We start from the raw sequence: 22,799 nt of genomic DNA, 5'->3' as shown, positions 1-22,799 counted from the left end.
GACCCGGCCCACCGATCGGCGGTAAGGAGGGGCCCCCTTTTAACAGGCGCCTGTTAAAAGGGGGCCCCTCCTTACCGCTCAGCCCATGTGCGGGTAGGTGTGGTCGGTCGGCGGGACGAAGGTCTCCTTGATCGTCCGCGGCGACATCCAGCGGACCAGGTTGTGCCAGGAGCCCGCCTTGTCATTGGTGCCGCTGGCCCGGGCACCGCCGAACGGCTGCTGCCCGACCACCGCGCCGGTCGGCTTGTCGTTGATGTAGAAGTTGCCGGCGGCGTACCGCATCTTCTCGGCCACCTGGTCGACCACCCGGCGGTCGGTCGCGAAGATCGACCCGGTCAGCGCGTACGGGGCGATCGACTCCGCCTGGTGGACCACCTCGTCGAAGCGGGCGTCGTCGAAGACGTGCACGCCGAGGATCGGACCGAAGTACTCGGTGGTGAAGGTCTCGTGCGCGGCGTCGGAGCACTCGAACAGGGTCGGCCGGACGAAGTAGCCGACCGAGTCGTCGGCGGTGCCGCCGGCCAGGATCTTGCAGCTGTCGTCGCCCTTGATCAGCTCCAGCGCGGCGGTGTGCCGGCCGAACGCCTTGTCGTCGATGACCGCGCCGCCGAAGTTGCTGAAGTCGGTCACGTCACCGTAGATCAGCGAGTCGGCGGTGGCGGCCAGCCGGTCGCGCAGGCCACCCTCCCAGATCGACCGGGGGATGTACGCCCGGGACGCCGCCGAGCACTTCTGCCCCTGGTACTCGTACGCGCCACGGATCAGCGCGGTGTGCAGGGCGTCCACGTCGGCGCTGGTGTGCGCGACCACGAAGTCCTTGCCGCCGGTCTCGCCGACCAGCCGCGGGTAGCCCCGGTAGCGGGCGATGTTCTCGCCGACCGTCCGCCACAGGTGCTGGAACACCTTGGTCGAGCCGGTGAAGTGGATGCCGGCCAGGTCCGGGTCGGCGAGCACCACGTCGGAGACCTCCTCGCCGCGCCCGGTGACCATGTTGATCACGCCGGGCGGCAGGCCGGCGGCCTCGAAGAGGCGCATGGTGAAGTGCGCCGCGAACTGCTGCGTCGGGCCCGGCTTCCAGACCACCGTGTTGCCCAGCAGGGCCGGCGCCGAGGGCAGGTTGCCGGCGATCGCGGTGAAGTTGAACGGGGTGACCGCGTAGACGAAGCCCTCCAGCGGGCGGTGGTCGAACCGGTTCCACACCCCGGGCGAGGACATCGGCTGCTCGGCCAGCAGCCTGCGGGCGAAGGACACGTTGAACCGGAGGAAGTCGATGAACTCGCAGGCCGAGTCGATCTCGGCCTGGACGGCGGTCTTCGACTGGCCGAGCATGGTGGCCGCGTTGAGGGTGTCCCGCCAGGGGCCGGAGAGCAGGTCGGCGGCACGCAGGAAGATCGCGGCGCGCTCCTCGAACGGCAGCGCCCGCCACATCGAGGCGGCGTCCTTGGCGGCCTTCACCGCGGCGCGGGCGTCGTCGTGGGTGGCGTGGCCGGTGACGCCGAGCACGTGCGCGTGCTTGTGCGGCTGGACCACGTCGATCGACTCGCCGCCGGCCATCCGCTGCTCGCCGGCGATGGTCATGGGCAGCTCGATCCGCTCGGCGGCCAGCTCGGCCAGCCGCCGCTGGAGCCGCTCCCGGTCGGCGCTGCCGGGCTCGTAGTTGTGGACCGGCTCGTTGCGCGGCTCGGGTACGGAGAACACGGCGTCCATCACAGGCTCCTGTGCGATCTCGACGGCGGTGGCGAAATCGGACCCGCGGGCATCGACCGGGCGGCCGGGTTGCCGGGCACCACGCGGCGGACCGGTCGCGGCGGCGGGACCTCGGCCAATTCTTTCACGCGCCGCCCCGGGACACCCCCACCGGTGCGGGTCCTCAACAGGAACTCGGGTCGCACCCTCACGCAGCGGACCGTAGGCGACAGCTCACCCGCACCCGAACAACCGTCAGCCGAACCCGCCTGATGCCTGCGATCCATCGGCCCACCCGATCGACCCTCATCGGGGCGGGCGGCCTCGGCGGCGACCCCGGGCGCGCCGCGGCCATGGTGGGCCGGGCCGGGCGAGGGGCGCGGGACCGACCCCGGGCGACGCGTACCCTGGATGGCCGGTGACCTGCCCGGCCCGGCGCGGCCGACCCGGCGTCCGTCGAAAGGGAGACGATGAGCAAGCAGCCCGGCAGCTCCACGGCCGCGGAACCGGACCAGCCCGAGGTCGCCCCGGCCGAGGTGGCGGACCAGCCCGAGGCCGCTCCGGCCGGCGAGACGGGCCCGGCGACCGACCGGCGGGCGTACGCCCCGAGGGCGCTGGTGCCGGCCCTGGTGGCGGTCGCCTGGCTGGCCGCGATGCTCTGGTCCACCCGGGCCGCGATCACCTCCGCGGCGGCCGGCGTCACCGCGATCAGCCTCTCCGCGTACGCGCTGCCCGGCGTGATCACCGCCGCGCTGGTGGCCGGCGCCGCCGTCGCGCTGGCGGTGACCAACCCGATCGGCCGGGCCACCGTGCGCTTCCTCGCCGCCGTCGGCACCGGCCTGCTGGTCGGGATCGCCGCCGCGGTGGCGATCAACCTGACGTACGCCGACAACGCGACCACGAACACCATCGCCGGCACCACCGCTGCGGCGGCGATCATCGGCGGCGCGATGGCCGGCGCCCGCAACGCCCGGGTGATCGGCGCGCTGGTCACCGCGACGCTGGCCGCCCAGGTCTTCGTGGTGCTGTTCAGCCGTGCCCGGGACCCGCTCTCGGACCTGTTCGGGGCAGGGGACACCCAGCAGTCGGTGCTCGACGCGGCGAAGTGGGTGTCCCGGACCGAGTCCCTGCTCGCCGGGCTGATCGCCGGCCTGGTGGCCTTCGGCTACCTCAGCTGGACGCGCCGCCGGGCCGGCCGCCGGGACGGGGTCGCGCCCGACGGCTCCAGGTCGGGGCGCGGCGTCAGACCGGCCTTCATTCGGCCCGGAGCGCCGCCTAGCGGCGCGGAGGCCGAATTATGGCCGCCAGCCGAGCCTGAGTTGTCGCAGCTGCGCTGGCCGGCGTACCTGCTCGCCGGGGCCGGGGCGGGCCTGCTCCTGCTGCTCACCGAAGTGATCATCCGGGTCGGCGGGCACGGCCTGCTCGAACTGGCCGCCGACCTCAGCGACGCGGACCGGGTGGCGCAGACCGCCCTCGGCACCTCGCGGGTCGACAACGGCATCTGGGTGCTCTTCGTGGGGGCGCTCACCGCGCTCATCGCGTTCGGCCGCACCCTCGGCCCGCGCCAGACGGTCGACGACGAGGACGAGCCGGCGGAGGCCTGACCGCCGTCCCGGCCACCGGCCTCAGCCGACCTCGCGGAGCAGCAGGTCCAGTTCGGTCGGGTCGTACCACTCCAGCTCGTGGTCCTCGGCGCCGTCGACGGTGAACTGGGCGTCCGGGTCACCCGCCTGGGCCTCGACGACCACCTCGGCGGCGGCCGCCACGTCGTCCGCCGCCTCCGCGCCGTCCACGTGGATCGCGGCGACCACCTTGACCGGCACCGGCCCGGCCGGCCGGACCACGCTGGAGCCCAGCTCGCCGCCGACCCGGCCGACCGCGCGAGCCGGCAGGTCCACCGAGACCACCACCCGACGCCGGGGCGCGGTCGGGTCGGCCCGGAGCAGCAGCAGCGCGTCCTGGGCGGCCCGGGTGAAGGCCACGTACTCCAGCTCCTCCTCGTCGCCCTCGGCGTACCACTCACGCAGCTCCGGGGTGACCGCGTGCGCCTCCTCGGCGACGAGGCCCTCATCGCGCAGCCGCGCCAGCATGGGAACGGTCGCCGGCACGTACACCCGGACAAGTTCGTCGGTCACCGGTCTCTCCCAAGCTCAGGCCAGGCCGGCGGGTGCCGGCTCCGGGCGCCGATCATGCCGTACGCCGTGACCGTCATACACCTCGTACCCGTCGAGGAGAAGTTCCGCGCCGGTGTGTCCCCCATCCTTCGGCGCGCCGGGCACTGGGACCAGCCGCCTCCTAATGGCAAACTGAGGCAAACGAAACCAACCCCAGGAGTGGTCCGTGGAACCGAGGTTCCTGCTGCTGTCCGACGTGGCCGCCGAGCTGAACGTGTCGGACTCGCAGGTCTACCACATGGTGCGCAGTGGTGAGCTGCCCGCCATCAAGATCGGCGGCCGCGGCCAGTGGCGGGTCGAGCGGGCCCGCCTGGAGGAATACATCCAGCGCAAGTACGCCGAGACCGCCGAGTGGGTACGCGGCAACCCACTCACCGACCGCGACCCGGAGTGATCGCGCGATTCCGCACCGGCATTGACGCCCGGTCTCGCCGTATCCGAAAATGAAAGCCTGTCGGAGGCAAACGTAGGCAAACGTAAGGAACAGGGGTTCAGGATGGTCGACACCCGCCGCCCGCTGGCACCGCGTCCCCCGGTCCGCCTCCGTCCGGCCCCACCGATCGACCCGCCGCTGATGGACGAGGGTTTCCCCTGGGCCGACGCCGACCAGCTCACCCTCGACCTGTTCGACCCGCGCCGGCGGGATCCGGGCCGACCCGCGGGCCGCGCGATCGAGGTACGACCGGTGCCCACCGGCCCGGGGCGCTCCACCGCTCCCCCGGCCGCGGCCCTGGCCACCGCCACCCCGGAGGCCACCCGAGCGGCGCACCGGTTCGTCCGCACCTTCCTGGAGATCGTCAACGGCTACCGGCCGCCCGGCCAGCTCCGGCCGCTCTGCCTGCCCGAGGCCGCCACCGGGGTGGCCAACGAGCTGGCCCGGGCGTCCCGCCGACTCGGCCCGGTACGCCGTCGCACCACCCGACCGGCCCTCCAGCTACGCCGGCTACGGGTCTGCGAACCCCGCACGGGGGCGGTCGAGGCGGCCGCCGTGTTCGCGGCGGCCGGCGGGGCGAGCTGGGCCGTCGCCCTCCGCCTGGAGCACCGCCGCGGCACCTGGCTCTGCACCGTCCTCGACGTCCTCTGACTCGCGCCCTCGCGCGCTCGATCCAGGAAGTAGTGGCATGGAAGTGAGGCCGATACCACTCGATCCAGGATCGAGCGCGATCTTGGAGCATCCACGTCCCAGAGCGGCGCGACGTCGGCACAGTCGCTGGCCCCGGAGCCGGCATGATCGACTCTGGATGCGGCAAGGCGGGGCAACCGGATGACGGGAAACGACGACATGCCGCAAGCCGCGCCCAGCGGCGCGCCTACGCCGTCCGGACGGTGCGCCCACGGCGTCCGGACGAGCCGGAGACGCGGACGAGCCCCGGCCTGGTGGCCGGGGCCCGTCGTCGCTGGGGTCAGGCGGGTCAGTTGCCGCCGTTGGGGGCGCCGTGGCAGCGCTTGTACTTCCGGCCCGAGCCGCACGGGCAGGGCGCGTTGCGGGACGGACCCTCCCCGCCGTCCACCTGCCCGGGGGCGGCCCGGCGGGCGGTGCTGGCCGCGACGGCCTGGCCGCTCATCCCGGCCGGGGCGCGGCGCGGCCCCGAGGTGGCGGGGCGCTCCGGCTCCTCGCCGATGCCGAGGGCCGGCGCCTGCTGCTCGGTGCGCTCGATTACCGGGGCACCCCGGCCGGCCTCGCCGTCCACGGCGGGAGCGGAGTACTGCAGGCCCTGCTGCTGCGGGGCACGGTTGAGGCCCTTGGCCCGGATCTCCACCGGCTTCTCCAGCAGCTGCACCTCCTCGGCCTCCGGCTCGGGCTCCTGGACCTGCACCTCCAGGTTGTAGAGGAAGCCGACCGTCTCCTCCCTGATGCCGTCCATCATGGTGGCGAACATGTCGAAGCCCTCGCGCTGGTACTCGATGACCGGGTCGCGCTGGGCGTACGCCCGCAGGCTGATGCCCTCCTGCAGGTAGTCCATCTCGTAGAGGTGCTCGCGCCACTTGCGGTCGATCACCTGGAGCAGGACCATCCGCTCGAGCTGGCGTACCGCGTCCTCGCCGAGCTGCTCCTCACGCCGGTCGTACGCGGCGTGCGCGTCCTCCTTGAGGCGGGCGACCAGGAAGTCCTGGTCGAGACCGGCCCGGGAGCCGACCTCCTCCTCCAACTCCTCGATGGTGACGCCCACCGGGTAGAGCTGCTTGAGGTTGGACCAGAGCTGCTCAAGGTCCCAGTCCTCGGCGTAGCCCTCGCTGGTGGCACCCACCACGTACGCGCCGACCACATCGTCGATCATGTTGCGGACCTGCTCGGAGAGGTCCTCGCCGTTGAGCACCCGGAGGCGCTCGGCGTAGACGACCTGGCGCTGCTTGTTCATCACCTCGTCGTACTTGAGGACGTTCTTCCGGATCTCGGCGTTCTGGCCCTCGATCTGGGCCTGCGCGCTCTTGATCTGGCGGGTGACCATCTTCGACTCGATGGGCACGTCCTCCGGGATGTTGAAGCGCTCCATCACCGCCTCGACCGCGCCGGCCCGGAAGCGCTTCATCAGGTCGTCCTGCAGCGAGAGGTAGAACCGGGACTCGCCCGGGTCACCCTGCCGGCCGGCGCGACCGCGCAGCTGGTTGTCGATCCGGCGCGACTCGTGCCGCTCGGTGCCCAGCACGTAGAGGCCACCGGCGGCGGCGACCTCCTCCGCCTCGACGTCGCAGGCCTGCTTCCACGTGGGCAGGACCTCCTCCATCGCCTTGGCGTACTCCTCCGGCTGCTCGACCGGATCGAGGCCGCGCTGGCGGAGTTCGTTGGCGGCGAGGAACTCGGGATTGCCGCCGAGCAGGATGTCCGTACCACGGCCAGCCATGTTGGTGGCGACGGTGACCGCGCCCTTGCGCCCGGCCTGGGCGACGATCTCCGCCTCCTTGGCGTGGAACTTGGCGTTCAGCACGGAGTGCGGGATGCCCCGGCGGCGCAGCAACTGGGACAGGATCTCGGAGTTCTCCACCGAGACCGTGCCGACCAGCACCGGCTGGCCCTGCTCGTGCCGCTCGGCGATGTCCTCGACCACGGCGTTGAACTTGGCCTTCTCGGTCTTGTAGATGACGTCCGCCCGGTCGAGGCGGACCATCGGCCGGTGCGTCGGGATGGTCACGACGCCGACCTTGTAGACCTTGTTGAACTCGCTCGCCTCGGTCTGGGCGGTACCGGTCATGCCGGAGAGCTTCTCGTAGAGGCGGAAGTAGTTCTGGAGGGTGACGGTGGCCAGGGTCTGGTTCTCCTGCTTGATCTCCACCCCCTCCTTGGCCTCGATCGCCTGGTGCATGCCCTCGTTGTAGCGGCGGCCGTGCAGGATCCGGCCGGTGAACTCGTCGACGATCAGGACCTCGCCTTCGCTGACGATGTAGTCCTTGTCGCGCTTGTAGAGCTCCTTGGCCTTGATCGCGTTGTTCAGGTAGCCGACCAGCGGGGTGTTGACCGACTCGTAGAGGTTGTCGATACCGAGCCGGTCCTCGACCTTGGCGACACCGCGCTCGGTGATGGCGATGGTCCGCTTCGCGTGGTCGACCTCGTAGTCGCCCTCACCGTCGGTGCCCGGCTGGAGGCGGGCCACCACGGCGGCGAACTCCTGGTACCAGCGGGCGGAGTGCTCGGCCGGGCCGGAGATGATCAGCGGGGTCCGGGCCTCGTCGATGAGGATCGAGTCGACCTCGTCGACCACCGCGAAGAAGTGGCCGCGCTGCACCAGTTCGTCCCGCGACCAGGCCATGTTGTCGCGCAGGTAGTCGAAGCCGAACTCGTTGTTGGTGCCGTAGGTGATGTCGCACTCGTACGCGGCGCGGTGCTCGCTGGCCGGCCGGTTGGGCAGCACCACGCCGACGGTGAGGCCGAGGAACTCGTGCACCCGGCCCATCCAGGCGGCGTCGCGCTCGGCCAGGTAGTCGTTCACCGTGACCACGTGCACGCCCTTGCCGGCGAGCGCGTTGAGGTAGACCGGCATGACCGAGGTCAGGGTCTTGCCCTCACCGGTCTTCATCTCGGCGATGTTGCCGAAGTGCAGCGCCGCGCCACCCATCACCTGGACGTCGTAGGGCCGCTGGCCGAGCACCCGCGAGGCGGCCTCCCGGCACACCGCGAACGCCTCGGGCAGCAGGTCGTCGAGGGTCTCCCCGTCGGCGATCCGCTCCTTGAACTGGTCGGTCATGGCCCGCAGCTCGTCGTCGGTGAGGTTGACGTAGTCGTCCTCGATCGAGTTGACGGCGGCCGCGATCGCCTTCAGCCGACGCAGCATGCGGCCCTCGCCGGCGCTAAGGACCTTTTCCAGAATCGACACGGATCAACGCTCCCCTAGACAGTCTCGAACCATCGTAGGCGCTCCATCGCGTCGATGGTCACTGGTGGCGGCGGTCCGGGGCAGGGAACCCGACATAACGCCCCGGGTGGTCGCTGAGCGGCCCTTATCCGGTTACGCCCAGCGCGAACGATCCGGCACGATGGCCGGATGGAGCCCGTGGAGATCGTCGAGGACGGCCTGCTGCTGCGACCCTGGCGGGCGGAGGACGCCGACGCGGTGTACCGCGCCTGCCAGGATCCGGACATCCAGCGCTGGACCACCGTACCTCGCCCGTATCTGCCCGAACACGCCCTCCGCTTCGTCACCGAGGTCAGCGGGAGGGCCTGGGCGCAGGGCACGGGAGCGCCCTTCGCGGTCTGCGACGCCGCCACCGGCGAGCTGCTGGCCTCGTGCGGCCTGGTCACGCTCGACCAGGGCCTGGGCTCCGCCGAGGTGGGTTACTGGACGGCACCCTGGGCCCGCGGCCGGGGCGTCGCGGTACGCGCCACCCGGGCGGTCGCCCGCTGGGCCTTCGACGCGCTCAAGCTGCGCCGGCTGATCTGGCAGGCCGAGATCGGCAACCAGGCGTCCCGGCTGGTGGCGCTGCGAGCCGGTTTCCGGATCGAGGGTGAGCTGCGGCTGGCCCAGCCGGCCGTCGAGGGCCGCCCGGAGGGCTGGCTCGGCTCCCTCTTCCCGCACGAGCTGGCCGCGCCGGGCGAACCTGTCCCGTACGGCCCGGACACCCTGCTCGCCCGCCGGGCCGCGGTGTTCGGCCGGCCGCAACCCGTCCTGTTCGCCACCGCGGCGGGCACCGAACTGCGGCTGCGCCCGCTGGAGGAGCGCGACCTCGACGCGGTGATCGAGACCTGCCGGGACGAGGAGACCGTGCGCTGGACCACCGTTCCCGACCCGTACCGGCCGGAGCACGCCGAGGGCTTCCTGCGGGACGTCGCCCGGGCCGCCTGGGCCCGGGGCACCGGTGCCACCTTTGCCATCGCCGACGCCGACGACCGGTACGCCGGCTCCGTCGACCTGCGGATCTCCCCGGCCTCCCCGCTCGTCGCCGACGTGGGCTTCATGACCGCCCCGCACGCCCGGGGGCGCGGCTGGATGCCGGCCGCGCTGGGCGCGCTGAGCGCCTGGGGGTTCACCACGCTCGGCCTGGCCCGGATCGAGTGGCGGGCCAACGTGGGCAACACCGCCTCCCAGCGGGCCGCCGAGAAGGCCGGTTTCGTCTTCGAGGGCACCGCCCGCAGCGGCGTCCAGCACCGGGGCGAGCGGGTGGACGTCTGGGTGGCCGGGCTGCTCCCGCAGGACCTGGCGTGACGCCCGAGACCGTCGAGGCGTACGGGGTGCGGCTGCGACTGTCCCGCCTGGCCGACGTGGCGGACACGGCGGCGGCCTGCGCCGATCCGCTCACCCAGCGGTTCATGCCCGGCCTGCCGGAGCCGTACACCGAGGAGAGCGCCCGGTGGTGGATCACCGAAGGCTCGCCCGCGGCCTGGGCCGCCGGCGGCGCGTCGTACGCGATCGCCGATCTTGCCACCGACCGGCTGCTCGGCGCGGTCGGCCTCAGCCATCCGATGCCGGAACGCCGGCAGCTGGAGATCGGCTACTGGGTGGCGCCCTGGGCCCGCGGCCGGGGCGTCGCGACCGCCGCCACCCGCGCGCTGACCGAGCGGGCCTTCGCCGCCGGAGCCGCCCGGCTGGAACTGCTCACCGACGAGGAGAACACCGCCAGCCAGCGGGTCGCGCTGGCCGCCGGCTTCCGCCACGAGGGGGTACGCCGGTCGGCCGGCACCGCCCGGGACGGCGGCCGGTACGACCTTGTCGCCTGGGCCCGGCTGGCCGACGACCCGCCCGGGCCGGCCTCCCGGCTGCTGCCGGACCTGCCCGGGGGCCGGCTCACCGACGGCGTGGTCACCCTGCGCCGGGTGAGTCCGGCCGACGCCGACCCGCTGCACCGGTTGCACACCCTGCCCGAGGTGGTGGCGAGTCGGGTGCCGCCGGTCCCGCCCACCCGGGAGTCGATCGCGCTGCGCTGCCGCCGCGCGGAGAGCAACTGGCTGGCCGGCCGCTCCGCCGACCTCGCCGTCGTCGACACGGCCACCGGCGCGGTGGCCGGCGGCTGCGCGCTGATGTACGACGAACCCGCCACCGGTCAGGCCATGCTCGGCTACAGCCTGTTGCCCGAGGCACGCGGCCGGGGACTGGCCACCCGGGCGGTGCAACTGCTGGCCGGCTGGGCGTTCGAGGTCGGGTTGGCCCGGCTCTGGGCGGGCACCCGACCGGAGAACGTCGCCTCGCAGCGGGTGCTGGAGAAGGTGGGCTTCCGCCGGGAGGGACTGCTGCGCGGCCGCCTCCCCGGCCCGGACGGCACCCGCACCGACTCGCTGATCTTCGGGCTGCTGGCGGGCGACCGTACCGGTTGACGGCGGGAGCCGTGGTGGTGGTCCACCACGGCTCCCGGCCGGTTTCCGTGCAGGGGTGATCAGGGGTCAGCTGTCGAGCGAGATGATCCCGTAGTCGTAGGCGTGCCGACGGTAGACGACGCTCGGGCGGCCGGACTCCTTGTCCTGGAACAGGTAGAAGTCGTGGCCGACCAGTTCCATCTGGAACAGCGCGTCGTCGACGGTCATCGGCTCGGCGGGGTGCACCTTCTCCCGCGCGATGTGCCACGGCTGGTCGGCGGGCTCCTCGGTGAGGTGCTCGTCGTCGGGTCGGTCGGCGACCGCGGTGGCCGTACGGGAACCGTTCAGCACCGCCAGCCCCGGCCCGTCGAGGTCGGCCACCGGCAGGTCGGCGGTGGCGGCGGCGACGGAGAGCGGCGCGTGTCGTCCCCGGTGGACCCGACGCCGGTCGGCCGCTCGGCGGAACCGGGTGTCCAGCTTGGCGATGGCCGCGTCCAGCGCGCTGTAGAAATCACTCGTGCAGGCCTCGGCCCGGATCACCGGACCGCGCGTCACGCAGGTGATTTCCACCCGCTGGCAGTGATCGGCCTGGCGCGGATTGCGCTCGTGGAACAACTCGACGTCCACGCGAATGAGCTTGTGGTCGTAGCGTTCGATCTTCGCGAGCTTTTCGGCTACGTGCACCCGGTAATGGTCCGGCACTTCGACGTTACGGCCCTTGACCACGATGTCCACGTGACCTCCCTTGTTCGGACGGTCGTTCGGTCCGGATTTCTCCGGTCGACGCGCCCTGGGAGTGCCCTCGCTCGGCGTCGACCGGTTGGTACGGCTACGCCTCCTTCCAGTGTCGGGAAGGCTGAGGAAGACCTCCTACCCCCGACACGAAAACGCTAACGCGTGTTCGGGCACCAGTCACCCCTGGTTGCCGAACGAGGCCGCGAAATTTAACAGCTCATACACCATGGGGTGAAACGGAAACACGAAGCGTCACTGATGGCGCCGCTTTTGCGTTGCGGCGAGCACCGCCGCGGCCTTTGGCGTCATTCCCGCCGCGTGCAAGACCCGGCTCACCGCCGCAAGCGTCGCGCCGGTGGTGACGATGTCGTCGAGCAGCACCAGCGACCCCGCCACTCCTGCCCGGCCTGGCCGGCGCAGCCGGAACGCCGCGTCGGCCGCGGCGGCCCGCCCGGCACTGTCCAGCGCGACCGAGTCCGGCCGGGGCAGCGCCCGCAGCGGGTGCAGCACGCGTACCGGCCAGCCGGCGGCGCGCAGCCGGGCCGCCGCGTGCCGGGTCAGCCGGTCCAGGTGGTCGCCGTACCGGGCCCGGGCCGCCCGCGCGGTGTCCGGCACCGGCACCAGGGTCACCGGGCCGGCCGTACCCACCGCCGCCGCGACCACCTCGGCGAGCAGCGCGCCCAGCGGCCGGGCCAACCCGTGCCGCCCGCGCTCCTTGTACGCCAGCAGCCCCGCGCGCAGCGCCCCCGCGTACGGGCCGAGGGCGACGCAGGGCGGCAGGCCGGGCGGGCTCGGGTCCGGGCGGGTCGGCGCGGGGATCAGCGCCGCCAGCTCACCGACGCAGCATGGGCAGAAGCCCTGCCGCAGGCCCGGCGTGCGCTCCGCGCAGCCGGCGCACCCGGACGGCAGCACCAGATCGGTCAGGTCCGACCAGAGCCCGCCCAGGTCCCGCACGGGCGTCTCAGAAGGAGAAGAAGGGGGCCGTCGGGTTCGAGGGCTTGGCGCCCGGCGCAGGGCTGGGCAGGTCCAGCACCTGTTCCCGCTTGATGATGCCGAAGGGATTGTTCTTGTAGGCCGCCTTGTTCGCCTCGTACATGTAGGAGAAGGCGGCCAGGGCGCCGACGACCCCACCCGGGTACGCCGCCAGCTGGGTCACCTGGGCGCCGATGTCCGTCTCGAGCGGGGTCTCCTGGGCGCCGTCGACCGTGGTCTGGTAGATCGCCGGCCGGCCGTCGTGGTTGCCGGCGTAGAGCAGTTCGTTGGGCGCGATCCAGTCGACCGCGGTGACGCCGGTGAGCTGGGTGGTCAGCCGGCGCGGCTGCCCGACGCTGACCGTGCCACCGTCGATGCTCACGGCCGCGACGTAGAGGCCACCGCCGATGACGAGGGCCACCCGGTGGCCTTCGGGCGACCCGGCGACCGCGGTGACCTTTCCGGAGACGGCCAGCGGCACCAGGCTCATCCCGGCCGCTCCGTCGAAGCGGTAGAGCCCGCCGTCGGCCGCCACCAGGCCGGCGGGATGCTCCGGGTCGAGGGAACGGATCCAGGTCGGGCGCCCGATGGAGCGGTACGAGATCCGACTGTCGTTGAACACGGTGACCGGGTCCGGGCCGGAGCCGACCCTGAGCCGCTGCTCCTGGTCCGACCGGGTGACCACCAACGCGGCCAGCACCTGATCGCCGGAGTGGCTGAGCGCCGCCGACACCACGTTCCGGTTCTTGGCGGCCGCCACCGGCACCCTCCTGGTCGGCTCGCCGGCCAAGGAGAGTGGGTGGATCCCTCCGTCGTAGATGGCGAACCGGAGGGGCCGCTCGCCGGGCGGATACGCGGGGTTGGCTTCCCGCTCCTGCTTCAGGTCGATGGTCAGCCGCTTCTGGTTCTGGATCTTCAGATCGAGCTGGCCGCTCAGCTCCGTCGGCAACGACCAGGCGAGCTGGGTGGCGAGCTTCGCGAGCTTGGCGTCGTTGGCGCCGTTCATGCTCAGGTTGAGTTCCCAGTGTCCATCCGCGCCGGTGGCGTTGTTGATCGGCGTGGTGCCGTCCGGCACCCGGGTCACGCTCGGGGCCAGCCAGTCCGGCGGCCCGCCGGCCAGCCACCTCGCCACCTCGGTGACCCGCCGCTCGGCGGGCAGCGTCGTGGACAGGTACCGCTGGTCCGGCACCAGCCGGCTCTGGTCCGAGTTCCAGAAATAGATGGTCTGCGACCGGTAGTAGTCCCGTAAGGCCTCGTCAGTGGTCAGCAGCACAGGCGGCAGTTTGTTGATCACCAAAGACGGGCTGGCCTGGTCGACCCGGCGGAGCTGAAACGTGTACGAGGTCTCGCTCGCCGCCGGCGGCGCCAGAGTTCCGTCCGCGCGCAGCACCCCGACCTGCTGCACCTTGAGCGTGACCGTGCTGGTGTACTCGTTCGGTGGCGTCTTTTCCGGCTTCTCCCGAAGCCGGACCACGGTCAGCTCGATCTCGCTGCTCTGCTGCTTCTCCCGCAACGTGTTCTTCACTTCCGGGGCGATGAACTCCTTCGCCCGGGCGTACGCCTGCTCGCGCTCCCCGGCGGCGGCGGCCCGCAGGTAGTTCTGGATGAACTGCACGGGGTCGTCGCTGTCCTTCGGGGTGGGCGGCCGGGCGCCCCCGCCGTTGGACGAGCCGGACCCGGCCGCCGGGCCCAGCCGGCCGTCGACCTGGACCGCGCTCTGGTCGGGGATGCCGCAACCGGTCAGCCCGGCCGAAACCAGCAGGCCGGCCAGCAGCGCGCCCAGCAGCCGTCGTCTCACGAGGTCACCTCGGCCCGGTCGCTCTCCCCCGGCGGTCCGATGGCCAGCGCCCCGGCCCCGCTACCCGGCCCGATGGCGAGCAGGCCGCCGTCGCGCGGGCCGCCGAACGGCAGCGCGGCGTCGGCCGGCACCAGCCGCAGCGGTGAGGTGGTCAGCCGGTCGCCGGCCCGCGCCGGCAGGGTCAACCGGAACTGGGCGCCCTGGCCGGGTGCGCCCCAAGCCTCCAGCCACCCGCCGTGCAGCCGGGCGTCCTCCAGGCTGATCGACAGGCCCAGGCCGGTGCCGCCGGTCTGCCGGGCCCGGGACGGGTCGGCCCGCCAGAACCGGTTGAAGACCAGCTTCTCCTCGCCCGGCTTGAGCCCGACGCCGTGGTCCCGCACGGTGATCGCCACCGCGCTCTGGTCCATCCCGAGGGTGATCAGCACGGGCTTGGCCTCGCCGTGCTCGACCGCGTTGCCGACCAGGTTGCGCAGCACCCGCTCGACCCGGCGGGGGTCCACCTCGGCGATCACCGGAGTGTCCGGCACGTCCAGCTCGATGGTCACCCCGGCCCGCTCGGCCAGCCCCGCCAGCCGCTCGGCCACCCGGTGCACCACCGGCACCAGGTCGGTCGGCTCGGAGTCGAGCACCGCGAAGCCGGCGTCGAAGCGGCTGATCTCCAGCAGGTCGGTGAGCAGTTCCTCGAACCGGTCCAGCTCGGCCTGGAGCAGCTCGGCGCTGCGGGCCACGGCCGGGTCGAACTCGTCCCGCTCGGCGAAGATCAGGTCGGCCGCCATCCGGACCGTGGTCAGCGGCGTACGCAGCTCGTGCGAGACGTCCGAGGTGAACCGGCGCTGCAACCGGGACATCTCCTCCAGCCGGAGGATCTGCCGTTGCAGGTTGGTCGCCATCTGGTTGAACGAGGCGGCCAGCAGGGCCAGATCGTCCTCGCCGTTGACCACCATCCGCTGGTCGAGCAGGCCGGCGGAGAGCCGCTGGGCGGTGCGGGCGGCCACCCGGACCGGCGTCACCACCAGCCGGGTGACCAGGGCGGCGAGCAGACCGAGCAGGAGCACCAGGGCGGCGCCGGTGGCCACCACGGTGGCCCGGGCGTCGGCGGCGGTGGCGTCCTGCCGGGCCAGCGGCACGATGTAGTAGAGCTCCACCTGCCCGAACCGGGTCGGCACCGGTGAGCCGTACACGAGGTACTTGGTGCGCTCTGCGCCGAGCGTGCCGGTGCGGATCTGGTGGGCGACGTTGCCGGCCGCGACGGAGGCCCGCAGTTCCTGGCCGATCAGCGGGCGCACCTGGACGTCCGGCGAGGCGTGCGGCGCGATGGTCCCGGGGGTGAAGGTGTCCCCGGTGATCGCCACCACCACGCCGCTGGTCTGCGCCGGATCACCGCCGGCCAGGTAGTTCACCGTGCCGTCGATGGTGTCCTGGAACTGGGCCTCCTGCGCCTGACTGTAGGGGTTGAACTGCTTCCTGGCGTATTCACGGCCGTTCTGCAGCCGCAGCAGGACGTCGGTCTGGGCGTTCTCCACCAGGATGTTGGTGATCTTGTCCGCGATCAGGTACGCGAAACCGCCCACCAGCAGGCTGGACGCGACCAGGGTGATGGTCACCACACGGAGCTGGAGGGAGCGCCGCCAGGTCTGGTGCACGCCGGAGGCGAGCCGGGCGGTCCCGCCGGCGAGGGCGCGCCACAGCGCCCGCGCGGCGCGCAGCCGGCGGGCGGTGGTCGGCGAGTCGGGGGGCGGGGAGGTCACCACAGTGTGACCAAGGCTATCCGGTACCCGCCTTGTAGCCCACGCCCCGCACGGTGAGGATGATTTCCGGTCGCTCCGGATCCGGCTCGATCTTGGCGCGCAGCCGCTGGACGTGCACGTTGACCAGGCGGGTGTCGGCGGCGTGCCGGTAGCCCCAGACCTGCTCCAGCAGCACCTCACGGGTGAAGACCTGACGCGGCTTGCGGGCGAGCGCCACCAGCAGGTCGAACTCCAGCGGGGTCAGCTTCACCTCCTCGCCGTCCCGGCTGACCGTGTGCGCCGGCACGTCGATGGTGATCTGGTTTCCGGGCGGCCCGATGGTGAGCAGCTCGGGCGCCACGTCCTCGCCCCGGCGCAGCCGGGCCCGCATCCGGGCCACCAGCTCCTTGGGCTTGAACGGCTTGACCACGTAGTCGTCGGCCCCGGACTCCAACCCCAGCACCACGTCGACCGTGTCGCTCTTGGCGGTCAGCATGACGATCGGTACGCCGGATTCGGTCCGGATCGCCCGGGCCACGTCGATACCGCTCATCCCGGGCAGCATCAGGTCGAGCAGGACGATGTCGGGCCGACTGTCACGGAACGCGGCCAGTGCCCGTTCCCCGTCCGCGACGAAGGAGGGCACGAAGCCCTCGCTGCGCAGGACGATGCCGAGCATCTCGGCGAGCGCGGGGTCGTCGTCGACCACCAGTACCCGGGCTCTCATGGGGTTTATCGTTCCATCCCCGTTCGGTTCGGAGGGGTTCGGCGTTATCACGGCACGGTACTGCGGTGGGCGGTCCCGCACCACAGCCGAACGACCCGGACATCCGGCGTGGCGCGCCGCGGGCGTGCGGGTCAGCCGGAAGCGGACCGGCCGTGCAACCATGATCCCTCGTGGGCGCCCTCGCCCGCCACCACAGAAGCAGAAGCCCGCCAGGAGTACGCGTGCCCGACGTCGGCCCGACCGCGGTGCTCCCGCGCCGCCCGCTGACGGTGGGCGAGCTGCTGGACTCGGCCGTCCTGCTGCTGCGCGGCCAGGCCCGGCTGCTGGTCCCGCTCGGCGTGCTGCTGGCCCTCGGCGAGCAGTTGCTGCTCCACCCGCTGCGGGAGGCGGCCGGCGCGCGGCCGCCGGCGTGGCTCCCCGCCGACGACGACCGGCTCGGGTGGCTCTGGCTGCTGCTCGCGGTCGGGGCCGGGACCGAGGCGGCGATCATCGCGGTGCTGGGCAACCCGGCCGCGCGGGGTGCCGGGGCGGCCCTGCTGGGTCGCGGGGCCGGGGTGCGTGAGCTGGTCCGCCACGCCCGCTGGGGAGCCACCCTGCTGCTCGCGGTGGCGGTCGGGCTCACCGTGTTCCTGGCCGGGCTGGCCGGGCCGGCCTGGTTCGTCGCGTACGGGCTGCTCGGCGCGATCGCGCCGGTGCTGGCGGTGGACCAGGTGCCGGCGTACCGCGTGCCGGGGCGGGCGCTGCGGCTAGCGTTCCGGGCCGGCGCACGGGCCGCCGGCATCCGGCTCCTCGGCTACCTGGGCTGGTGGTTGATCCGGCTCGGGATCGGCCTCGGCCTCTGGTACGGCCTCCGGCTGCTCGGCCTCTTCGACCTCGAGGCGTGGGCGCTGCCGATCGCCACGGTCGCCTGGGCCGGCGTGAACGCGCTCGCCTACCCCGCGCTGGCCTGCCTCGACGCGGTGCTGCACCTGGAGACCCGGATGCGCACCGAAGGGCTGGACATCCGGCTCTCCCGCGCCCCGGCCGGCACCCCGGAGCCCGTCCTGCTGGCGGTCCGGCGGTGAGCCGGTGGTGGACCGAGGCGGTCGCCGCGCTCGGGGACGCCGTACCGCTGCCGCTGGCCGCCCTGCTCCTGCTGCTCGCCGCGCTGCTGGCCGCGCTGGCCTGGTACTTCTTCCCGGCCTGGGTGCCCCGCCGGTTCCCCCGGCCGCCCCGGCTGCGGCTGCCCCGCTGGCGGCTCCCCCGGTTGCGGCGCCCGAGGCTGCCCCGCCGGCGCCGCCGGCCGAAGGCGCGCCCGGCGGACGAGTCGCCCCTGGTGCCCGAGCCCCGGGCTCCGAAGCCGGTGGCCCCCGGCCAGGCCAGCCTCGCCGACCGGCTCGCCGCCGAGGGCCGGTACGCCGAGGCCGTCCGGGAACGGCTCCGCGAGATGGTCCGCGAGCTGGTGGAACGGCAGGTGATCGAGCCGCGCGCCGGGATGACCGTCACCGAACTGACCGCTGCGGCGGCGCACGTCCGGCCCGGGACACGGCCGGCCCTGCGCGCCGCCGGAAGGATCTTCTCCGACCTCTGGTACGCGCAGCGCCCGGCCACGCCCGAGCACGACCGCCGGATGCGCGAGCACGCCGCCGACCTGCACCGCGAACTCGCCGGGGAGGGTGAGCACCGGTGACCGCCACCCTCGCCCCGACCCGCCCGGAGGCGCCGGCACGGCCCCGACGCCGCCGGCACCGGCTGCTGATCCCGCTCGGGCTGGCCGTCCTGCTGATCGTGGCCACCCTGGTGTTCCACGCCGTGGACCAGCCCGACCCGGCCGACCGGGGCTTCCTGTCCCCGGTCGCCACCGGGGACGACGGGGGCAGCCGGCTGGCCGAGGCGCTGCGCGGGCAGGGCGTGGCGGTACGCCGGGAGACGGACACCCTGCGCGCGCTGCTGGCCACCGAGCCCGGCCCGGCGACGCTCTTCGTACCGGCGCCGGAGCTGGTGCACCCGGACACCCTCGAAGCCCTGACCGCGCTGCCGCCCGGCAGCAGGCTGGTGCTGGTCGACCCGTCCCGCCGGGTGCTGGCCGGCATGGGCCTGCCGGTGGTGCCCGGCGAGCGCCGCTGGGCCACCCGGGTCACCTCCCCGGACGCCGACGGCCGCCCCTGTCCGCTGGCCGAGGCCGCCCACGCCGGCCGCGCCGCCGCCGACCACCAGCGCTACCTCGGGCGGAGCGGCTGGACCGCCCCCACCTGCTACGCCGGCGGCCTGGTCCGGGTGCCGTGGAGCACCGAGGTGGTGGTGATCGGGGCCAGCGACCCGTTCCGCAACGACCGGATCGACGAGTGGGGCAACCTGGCCCTCGCCACCGGCCTGCTCGGCGGTTCCCGCCCGCTGGTCTGGCTCGACCTGCCCGGCCCGGCCCCGGCGCCCACGGGTCCCAGCTGGTCACCGGTTCCGGGCGGGGGCCACGGCACCGGCGACGGCTTCGGTGAGGGATCCGGCGATGAGGAGCGCTCCGACGACGGGGCGAGCGGCGATTCGCCGTGGGACAACCCGCTCTGGGACGCCTTCCCGGCCTGGTTCTGGGCGCTGCTGGTCCAACTCGCGCTCGCCGGCCTGCTGGTGGTGCTCTGGCGGGCGCGCCGGTTCGGCCCGCCCGTACCGGAGCCGTTGCCGGTGACCGTCCGCTCCGCCGAGACGGTGCTCGGCCGGGCCCGGCTCTACCGGCGCGCCGGCGCCCGGGGGCCGGTCGCCGAGACCCTGCGCGCCGCCGCGCTGGCCCGCCTGCTGCCCCGGCTCAACCTGCCGCCCGACACCCCGCCCGCCGAGGTGGCGGCCCGGGTCGCCGGCCAGACCGGCCGCGATCCGGAGCAGGTCGCGGAGCTGCTGCACGGCGCCGAGCCGACCACCGACCAGGAGCTGCTGGCGCTGGCTCGCGACCTGGACGCCCTGACCCGTACCGTCGTCCACCCGATCGAAGGAGACCCCCGGTGACCGGACCCGTCATCGCGCCGGCCGTCGCGCAGCCCGACGCCCGTGCCGCCCTGCACCGGCTGCGGGCCGAGGTGGCCAAGGCCGTCGTCGGGCAGGACGCCGTGGTCACCGGCCTCGTGCTCGCCCTGCTCTGCCGGGGGCACGTGCTGCTGGAGGGTGTACCCGGGGTGGCCAAGACCCTGCTCATCCGGACCGTGGCCACCGCGCTGGACCTGGAGTCCAAGCGGGTGCAGTTCACCCCGGACCTGATGCCCGGCGACGTCACCGGCTCGCTGATCTTCGACCCGCACACCGCCGCGTTCACCTTCCGGGAGGGGCCGGTCTTCACCAACCTGCTCCTCGCCGACGAGATCAACCGGACCCCGCCGAAGACCCAGTCGGCGTTGCTGGAGGTGATGGAGGAGCGACAGGTGTCCGTCGAGGGCGAGCGCCGCCCGCTGCCCGAGCCGTTCATCGTCGCCGCCACCCAGAACCCGATCGAGTACGAGGGCACCTACCCGCTGCCCGAGGCGCAACTCGACCGGTTCCTGCTCAAGCTGACCGTGCCGCTGCCCAGCCGGGACGAGGAGTTGGGCGTGCTGCGCGCGCACCACGCCGGCTTCGACCCGCGCGACCTGCGGGCGGTCGGCGTACGCCCGGTGGCCACCGCGGCCGACCTGGCCGCCGCCCGGGAAGCGGTCCGCGGGGTGCACGTGGCCGAGCCGGTCCTCGGCTACATCGTGGACCTGTGCCGGGCCACCCGGGTCGCCCCCGCGCTGGAGCTGGGCGCCTCGCCCCGAGGCGCCACCGCGCTGCTCGCCACCGCCAAGGCGTGGTCCTGGCTGGCCGGACGCGACCACGTCACCCCGGACGACGTGAAGGCGGTCGCCCGGCCCACCCTGCGGCACCGGCTGCGCCTGCGTCCAGAGGTGGAGCTGGAAGGGGTGACCGTCGACGCGGTGCTGGACGCGGTGCTGGCCACCGTGCCGACCCCGCGATGACCTGGCGGGCGGCGCTGCTGCTCGGCGCCGGTGCGGCCACCCTGCCGGTCTGGCCGGCGCCGTTCCTCGGCGTCGCCGTGATGGCCGGGCTGGTGCTGCTGCTCGTCGCCCTCGACTGGGCCCTCGCGGCACCGCTGCACGCGCTCACCGCCACCCGTACCGGCGACCGGACGGTCCGGCTCGGCGGCACCGCCACGGTCACCCTGCACCTGGCCAACGCCTCCGGCCGTACGCTGCGCGCCCAGGTGCGCGACGCGTGGGTGCCCTCGGCCGGCGCCCGGCCCGACGTACCGCCCGGACGGGTGCTCACCGTCGAGCCGGGGGCGGCCGCCACGCTGCCCGTCCGGCTCACCCCGACCCGACGCGGCGACCGGCCGGCGGGAGTGCTGGCCGTACGCTCGCTCGGCCCGCTGCGGCTGGCCTTCCGGCAGCGCGCCGGGCGGCCGGCCACCCCACCGTGGACCCTGCGGGTGCTCCCCCGCTTCGACTCCCGCCGGCACCTGCCCGAGAAGCTGGCCCGGCTGCGGATCATCGACGGCGTGCAGGTCACCCGGGGGCGCGGCCAGGGCACCGAGTTCGACACCCTGCGCGAGTACGTGGTCGGCGACGACGTGCGCTCGATCGACTGGCGGGCCAGCGCGCGCCGCGCGGACGTGCTGGTGCGTACCTGGCGGCCGGAACGGGACCGACGGCTGGTCTGCGTCCTGGACACCGGGCGCACCTCGGCGGTACGCGTCGGCGACGAACCCCGGCTGGACACCGCGATCGACGCGGCGTTGCTGCTCACCGCGCTGGCCGCCCGCGCCGGCGACCGGGTCGACCTGTTCGCCGCCGACGCCACGCTGCGGGCCACGGTGACCGGCAGCGGCCGACCGGCCCTGCTCGCCCGGCTGGTGGACGCGGTCGCCCCGCTCCAGCCCGCCCTGGTCGAGACCGACTTCGAGCTGATCGCCGGGGAGGTGTTACGCCGGGAGCGGCAGCGCAGCCTGGTGGTGCTCTTCACCGCGCTGGAGGCGGGCGCGCTCGGCGAGGGGCTGCTGCCGGTGCTGCCCCGGTTGGCCGCCCGGCACCGGGTGGTGATCGCCGCGACCCACGACCCGGTGCTGACCGGGCTCACCGCCGCGCCGCCGACCGGCCCGGACGACGCGTACGCCGCCGCGGCGGCCTGGCGCGCCCTGGCGGAACGGGACCGGGTCCGAGCCGCCCTGTCCCGGCACGGGGTGACCGTGGTGGACGCCCCCGCTGACCGTCTCGCCCCGACGGTCGCCGACACCTACCTCCGCCTCAAGTCCCTGGGCCAACTCTGACCGTTGCGCAGAGCTTCAGCGCACCTGCGGGCGAGGGCGCGGGCCGGGTGGCGGCGCGGCGGCCGAGCACCAGGGCGTACGCGAGGAAGGCGAGCCAGACCGTGGCCCCGGCGGCCACCCGGACGGCGACCGGCAGCGGCGCCGGGGTCACGAACGCCTCCAGCAGCGCGGAGACCGCGAAGAGTCCGACCAGGCCGGCGGCCACCACGATCGCCGAGCGGCCCGCCTCGGCGACCGCCCGGCCCCGGCTCAGCTGCGCCGGGGGCGCGATCCACGCCCACGCGGTCCGCAGCCCCACCCCGGCCGCCACGAAGATGCCGGTGAGCTCCAGCAGCCCGTGCGGGGTGATCAGTCCGAAGAAGACGTCGGCCCGGCCGTACGAGATCATCACGCCGCCGACCACGCCGATGTTCAGCGCGTTCTGCCACAGCAGGTAGAACACCGGCACCACCAGCACCCCGGAGGCGAGGCACTGCGCGGCGAGCCAGGCGTTGTGCGTCCACAGGTGGAACGCGAAGGTCGGCGCGGCGAACTCGGTGTAGTAGCCGGCGAAGCCGGAGTCGACGAGATCCGCGGCGGCGTCCTCGCCGATGAACGCGGCGGCGCTGTCCGGGTGGCCGGCGACGAACCAGATCAGGAAGCCGCTGAGCGCGCTGAACCCGGTGGCCACCGCGCACCACCAGGGCCAGGCGCGGTAGAGGGCGGCCGGCAGGTCGGCCAGGAGGAACCGGCGTACCCCCGCCCAGGACGGCCGTGGCCGGCCGGTGATCCGGGCCCGGGCCGCCAGCACCAGGTGCGACAGCCGGTTGACCAGCGCCGGGTCGGGTGAGCGGCTGCGCAGCGCGGAGAGGTGCGTGGCGGTGCGCTGGTAGAGCGCGACCAGCTCGTCGACCTCGGCCGCGTCCAGCTTGCGCCGGCCGGTCAGCTGCTCCAGCCGCCGCCACTCGGCGCCGTGTTCCGCCACGTACGCATCGAGATCCACTCGTGCCACCCCCG

General features: G+C 73.7%; 19 protein-coding genes. 10 read left to right on the top strand and 9 right to left on the bottom strand.

What is annotated here, in order from left to right; genetic code table 11:
* Positions 1-78: 78 nt before the first annotated feature.
* Positions 79-1,707 carry an L-glutamate gamma-semialdehyde dehydrogenase gene (gene pruA, locus ONA70_RS04205; RefSeq protein WP_265004990.1) on the bottom strand — a complete coding sequence of 543 codons (1,629 nt, stop codon included), beginning with the start codon at positions 1,705-1,707 and terminating at the stop codon, positions 79-81.
* A 449-nt stretch (positions 1,708-2,156) separates the two neighbouring features.
* Between pruA and ONA70_RS04200 the strand changes: the two genes are divergently transcribed.
* Complete coding sequence (locus tag ONA70_RS04200) at positions 2,157-3,290, top strand: hypothetical protein (RefSeq protein WP_265004989.1); 1,134 nt, start codon at positions 2,157-2,159, stop codon at positions 3,288-3,290.
* 21 nt (positions 3,291-3,311) lie between these two features.
* Here the strand turns inward: ONA70_RS04200 and ONA70_RS04195 are convergent, their stop codons facing one another.
* Complete coding sequence (locus tag ONA70_RS04195; RefSeq protein WP_265004988.1) at positions 3,312-3,821, bottom strand: DUF6912 family protein; 510 nt, start codon at positions 3,819-3,821, stop codon at positions 3,312-3,314.
* 205 nt (positions 3,822-4,026) lie between these two features.
* On the opposite strand from ONA70_RS04195, the gene ONA70_RS04190 reads away from it, so the two are divergent.
* Together ONA70_RS04190 and ONA70_RS04185 are read left to right on the top strand one after the other, a co-directional pair.
* The gene (locus ONA70_RS04190; RefSeq protein WP_007074927.1) at positions 4,027-4,254 is read left to right on the top strand and encodes a helix-turn-helix domain-containing protein; all 228 of its coding nucleotides are present in this window, start codon (positions 4,027-4,029) and stop codon (positions 4,252-4,254) included.
* Between the two features lie 102 nt (positions 4,255-4,356).
* Positions 4,357-4,944, top strand: coding sequence for an Rv3235 family protein (locus ONA70_RS04185; protein ID WP_265004987.1), 588 nt, complete (start codon positions 4,357-4,359; stop codon positions 4,942-4,944).
* A gap of 328 nt (positions 4,945-5,272) precedes the next feature.
* Here the strand turns inward: ONA70_RS04185 and secA are convergent, their stop codons facing one another.
* On the bottom strand, positions 5,273-8,170 hold the full coding sequence (secA, locus tag ONA70_RS04180) for a preprotein translocase subunit SecA (protein ID WP_265004986.1): 2,898 nt from the start codon (positions 8,168-8,170) through the stop codon (positions 5,273-5,275).
* A 168-nt stretch (positions 8,171-8,338) separates the two neighbouring features.
* Here secA and ONA70_RS04175 point away from each other — a divergent pair, with 168 nt between their 5' ends.
* Positions 8,339-9,496 carry a GNAT family N-acetyltransferase gene (locus tag ONA70_RS04175; protein ID WP_265004985.1) on the top strand — a complete coding sequence of 386 codons (1,158 nt, stop codon included), beginning with the start codon at positions 8,339-8,341 and terminating at the stop codon, positions 9,494-9,496.
* Positions 9,493-10,602 carry a GNAT family N-acetyltransferase gene (locus tag ONA70_RS04170; RefSeq protein ID WP_265004984.1) on the top strand — a complete coding sequence of 370 codons (1,110 nt, stop codon included), beginning with the start codon at positions 9,493-9,495 and terminating at the stop codon, positions 10,600-10,602. The genes ONA70_RS04175 and ONA70_RS04170 overlap by 4 nt, the downstream gene beginning before the upstream one ends.
* A 66-nt stretch (positions 10,603-10,668) precedes the next feature.
* On the opposite strand, the gene hpf is transcribed toward ONA70_RS04170, so the two are convergent.
* From hpf to mtrA, 5 genes are all read right to left on the bottom strand, one after another.
* The gene (hpf, locus tag ONA70_RS04165; RefSeq protein ID WP_265004983.1) at positions 10,669-11,316 is read right to left on the bottom strand and encodes a ribosome hibernation-promoting factor, HPF/YfiA family; all 648 of its coding nucleotides are present in this window, start codon (positions 11,314-11,316) and stop codon (positions 10,669-10,671) included.
* 252 nt (positions 11,317-11,568) lie between these two features.
* Entirely contained in the window at positions 11,569-12,270 is a 702-nt protein-coding gene (locus ONA70_RS04160) for a ComF family protein (RefSeq protein ID WP_265004982.1), read from the bottom strand.
* Positions 12,271-12,277: 7 nt separating this feature from the next.
* Positions 12,278-14,086, bottom strand: coding sequence for an LpqB family beta-propeller domain-containing protein (locus ONA70_RS04155; protein WP_265004981.1), 1,809 nt, complete (start codon positions 14,084-14,086; stop codon positions 12,278-12,280).
* Positions 14,083-15,792 (bottom strand): MtrAB system histidine kinase MtrB, encoded by a 1,710-nt coding sequence (mtrB, locus tag ONA70_RS04150; RefSeq protein WP_265005019.1) that lies wholly within the window; start codon positions 15,790-15,792, stop codon positions 14,083-14,085. Before mtrB ends, ONA70_RS04155 begins: the two co-directional genes overlap by 4 nt.
* 58 nt (positions 15,793-15,850) lie before the next feature.
* Positions 15,851-16,540 (bottom strand): MtrAB system response regulator MtrA, encoded by a 690-nt coding sequence (gene mtrA, locus ONA70_RS04145; RefSeq protein ID WP_265004980.1) that lies wholly within the window; start codon positions 16,538-16,540, stop codon positions 15,851-15,853.
* A 221-nt stretch (positions 16,541-16,761) separates the two neighbouring features.
* Here mtrA and ONA70_RS04140 point away from each other — a divergent pair, with 221 nt between their 5' ends.
* The 5 genes from ONA70_RS04140 to ONA70_RS04120 are packed head-to-tail and all read left to right on the top strand — an operon-like array spanning position 16,762 to position 21,803.
* Positions 16,762-17,604, top strand: coding sequence for a hypothetical protein (locus ONA70_RS04140; protein ID WP_265004979.1), 843 nt, complete (start codon positions 16,762-16,764; stop codon positions 17,602-17,604).
* A complete protein-coding gene (locus ONA70_RS04135; RefSeq protein WP_265004978.1) occupies positions 17,601-18,209 on the top strand; it encodes a DUF4129 domain-containing protein in 609 nt (202 codons plus the stop codon). The genes ONA70_RS04140 and ONA70_RS04135 overlap by 4 nt, the downstream gene beginning before the upstream one ends.
* Positions 18,206-19,516: a DUF4350 domain-containing protein gene (locus ONA70_RS04130; protein ID WP_265004977.1), complete on the top strand. Its 1,311-nt coding sequence runs from the start codon at positions 18,206-18,208 to the stop codon at positions 19,514-19,516. The genes ONA70_RS04135 and ONA70_RS04130 overlap by 4 nt, the downstream gene beginning before the upstream one ends.
* Positions 19,513-20,496: an AAA family ATPase gene (locus ONA70_RS04125; RefSeq protein ID WP_265004976.1), complete on the top strand. Its 984-nt coding sequence runs from the start codon at positions 19,513-19,515 to the stop codon at positions 20,494-20,496. Before ONA70_RS04130 ends, ONA70_RS04125 begins: the two co-directional genes overlap by 4 nt.
* Positions 20,493-21,803: a DUF58 domain-containing protein gene (locus tag ONA70_RS04120; RefSeq protein WP_265004975.1), complete on the top strand. Its 1,311-nt coding sequence runs from the start codon at positions 20,493-20,495 to the stop codon at positions 21,801-21,803. Before ONA70_RS04125 ends, ONA70_RS04120 begins: the two co-directional genes overlap by 4 nt.
* On the opposite strand, the gene ONA70_RS04115 is transcribed toward ONA70_RS04120, so the two are convergent.
* Positions 21,781-22,785 carry a stage II sporulation protein M gene (locus ONA70_RS04115; protein WP_265004974.1) on the bottom strand — a complete coding sequence of 335 codons (1,005 nt, stop codon included), beginning with the start codon at positions 22,783-22,785 and terminating at the stop codon, positions 21,781-21,783. The two genes, ONA70_RS04120 and ONA70_RS04115, sit on opposite strands and share 23 nt — an antisense overlap.
* Positions 22,786-22,799: the final 14 nt, after the last annotated feature.

Origin of the sequence: Micromonospora yasonensis (assembly GCF_026013475.1) — a bacterium.
GTDB lineage: Bacteria > Actinomycetota > Actinomycetes > Mycobacteriales > Micromonosporaceae > Micromonospora > Micromonospora yasonensis.
Note: the sequence above shows the minus strand (reverse complement) of the source record. Positions and strands in the feature narration are given on the sequence as shown.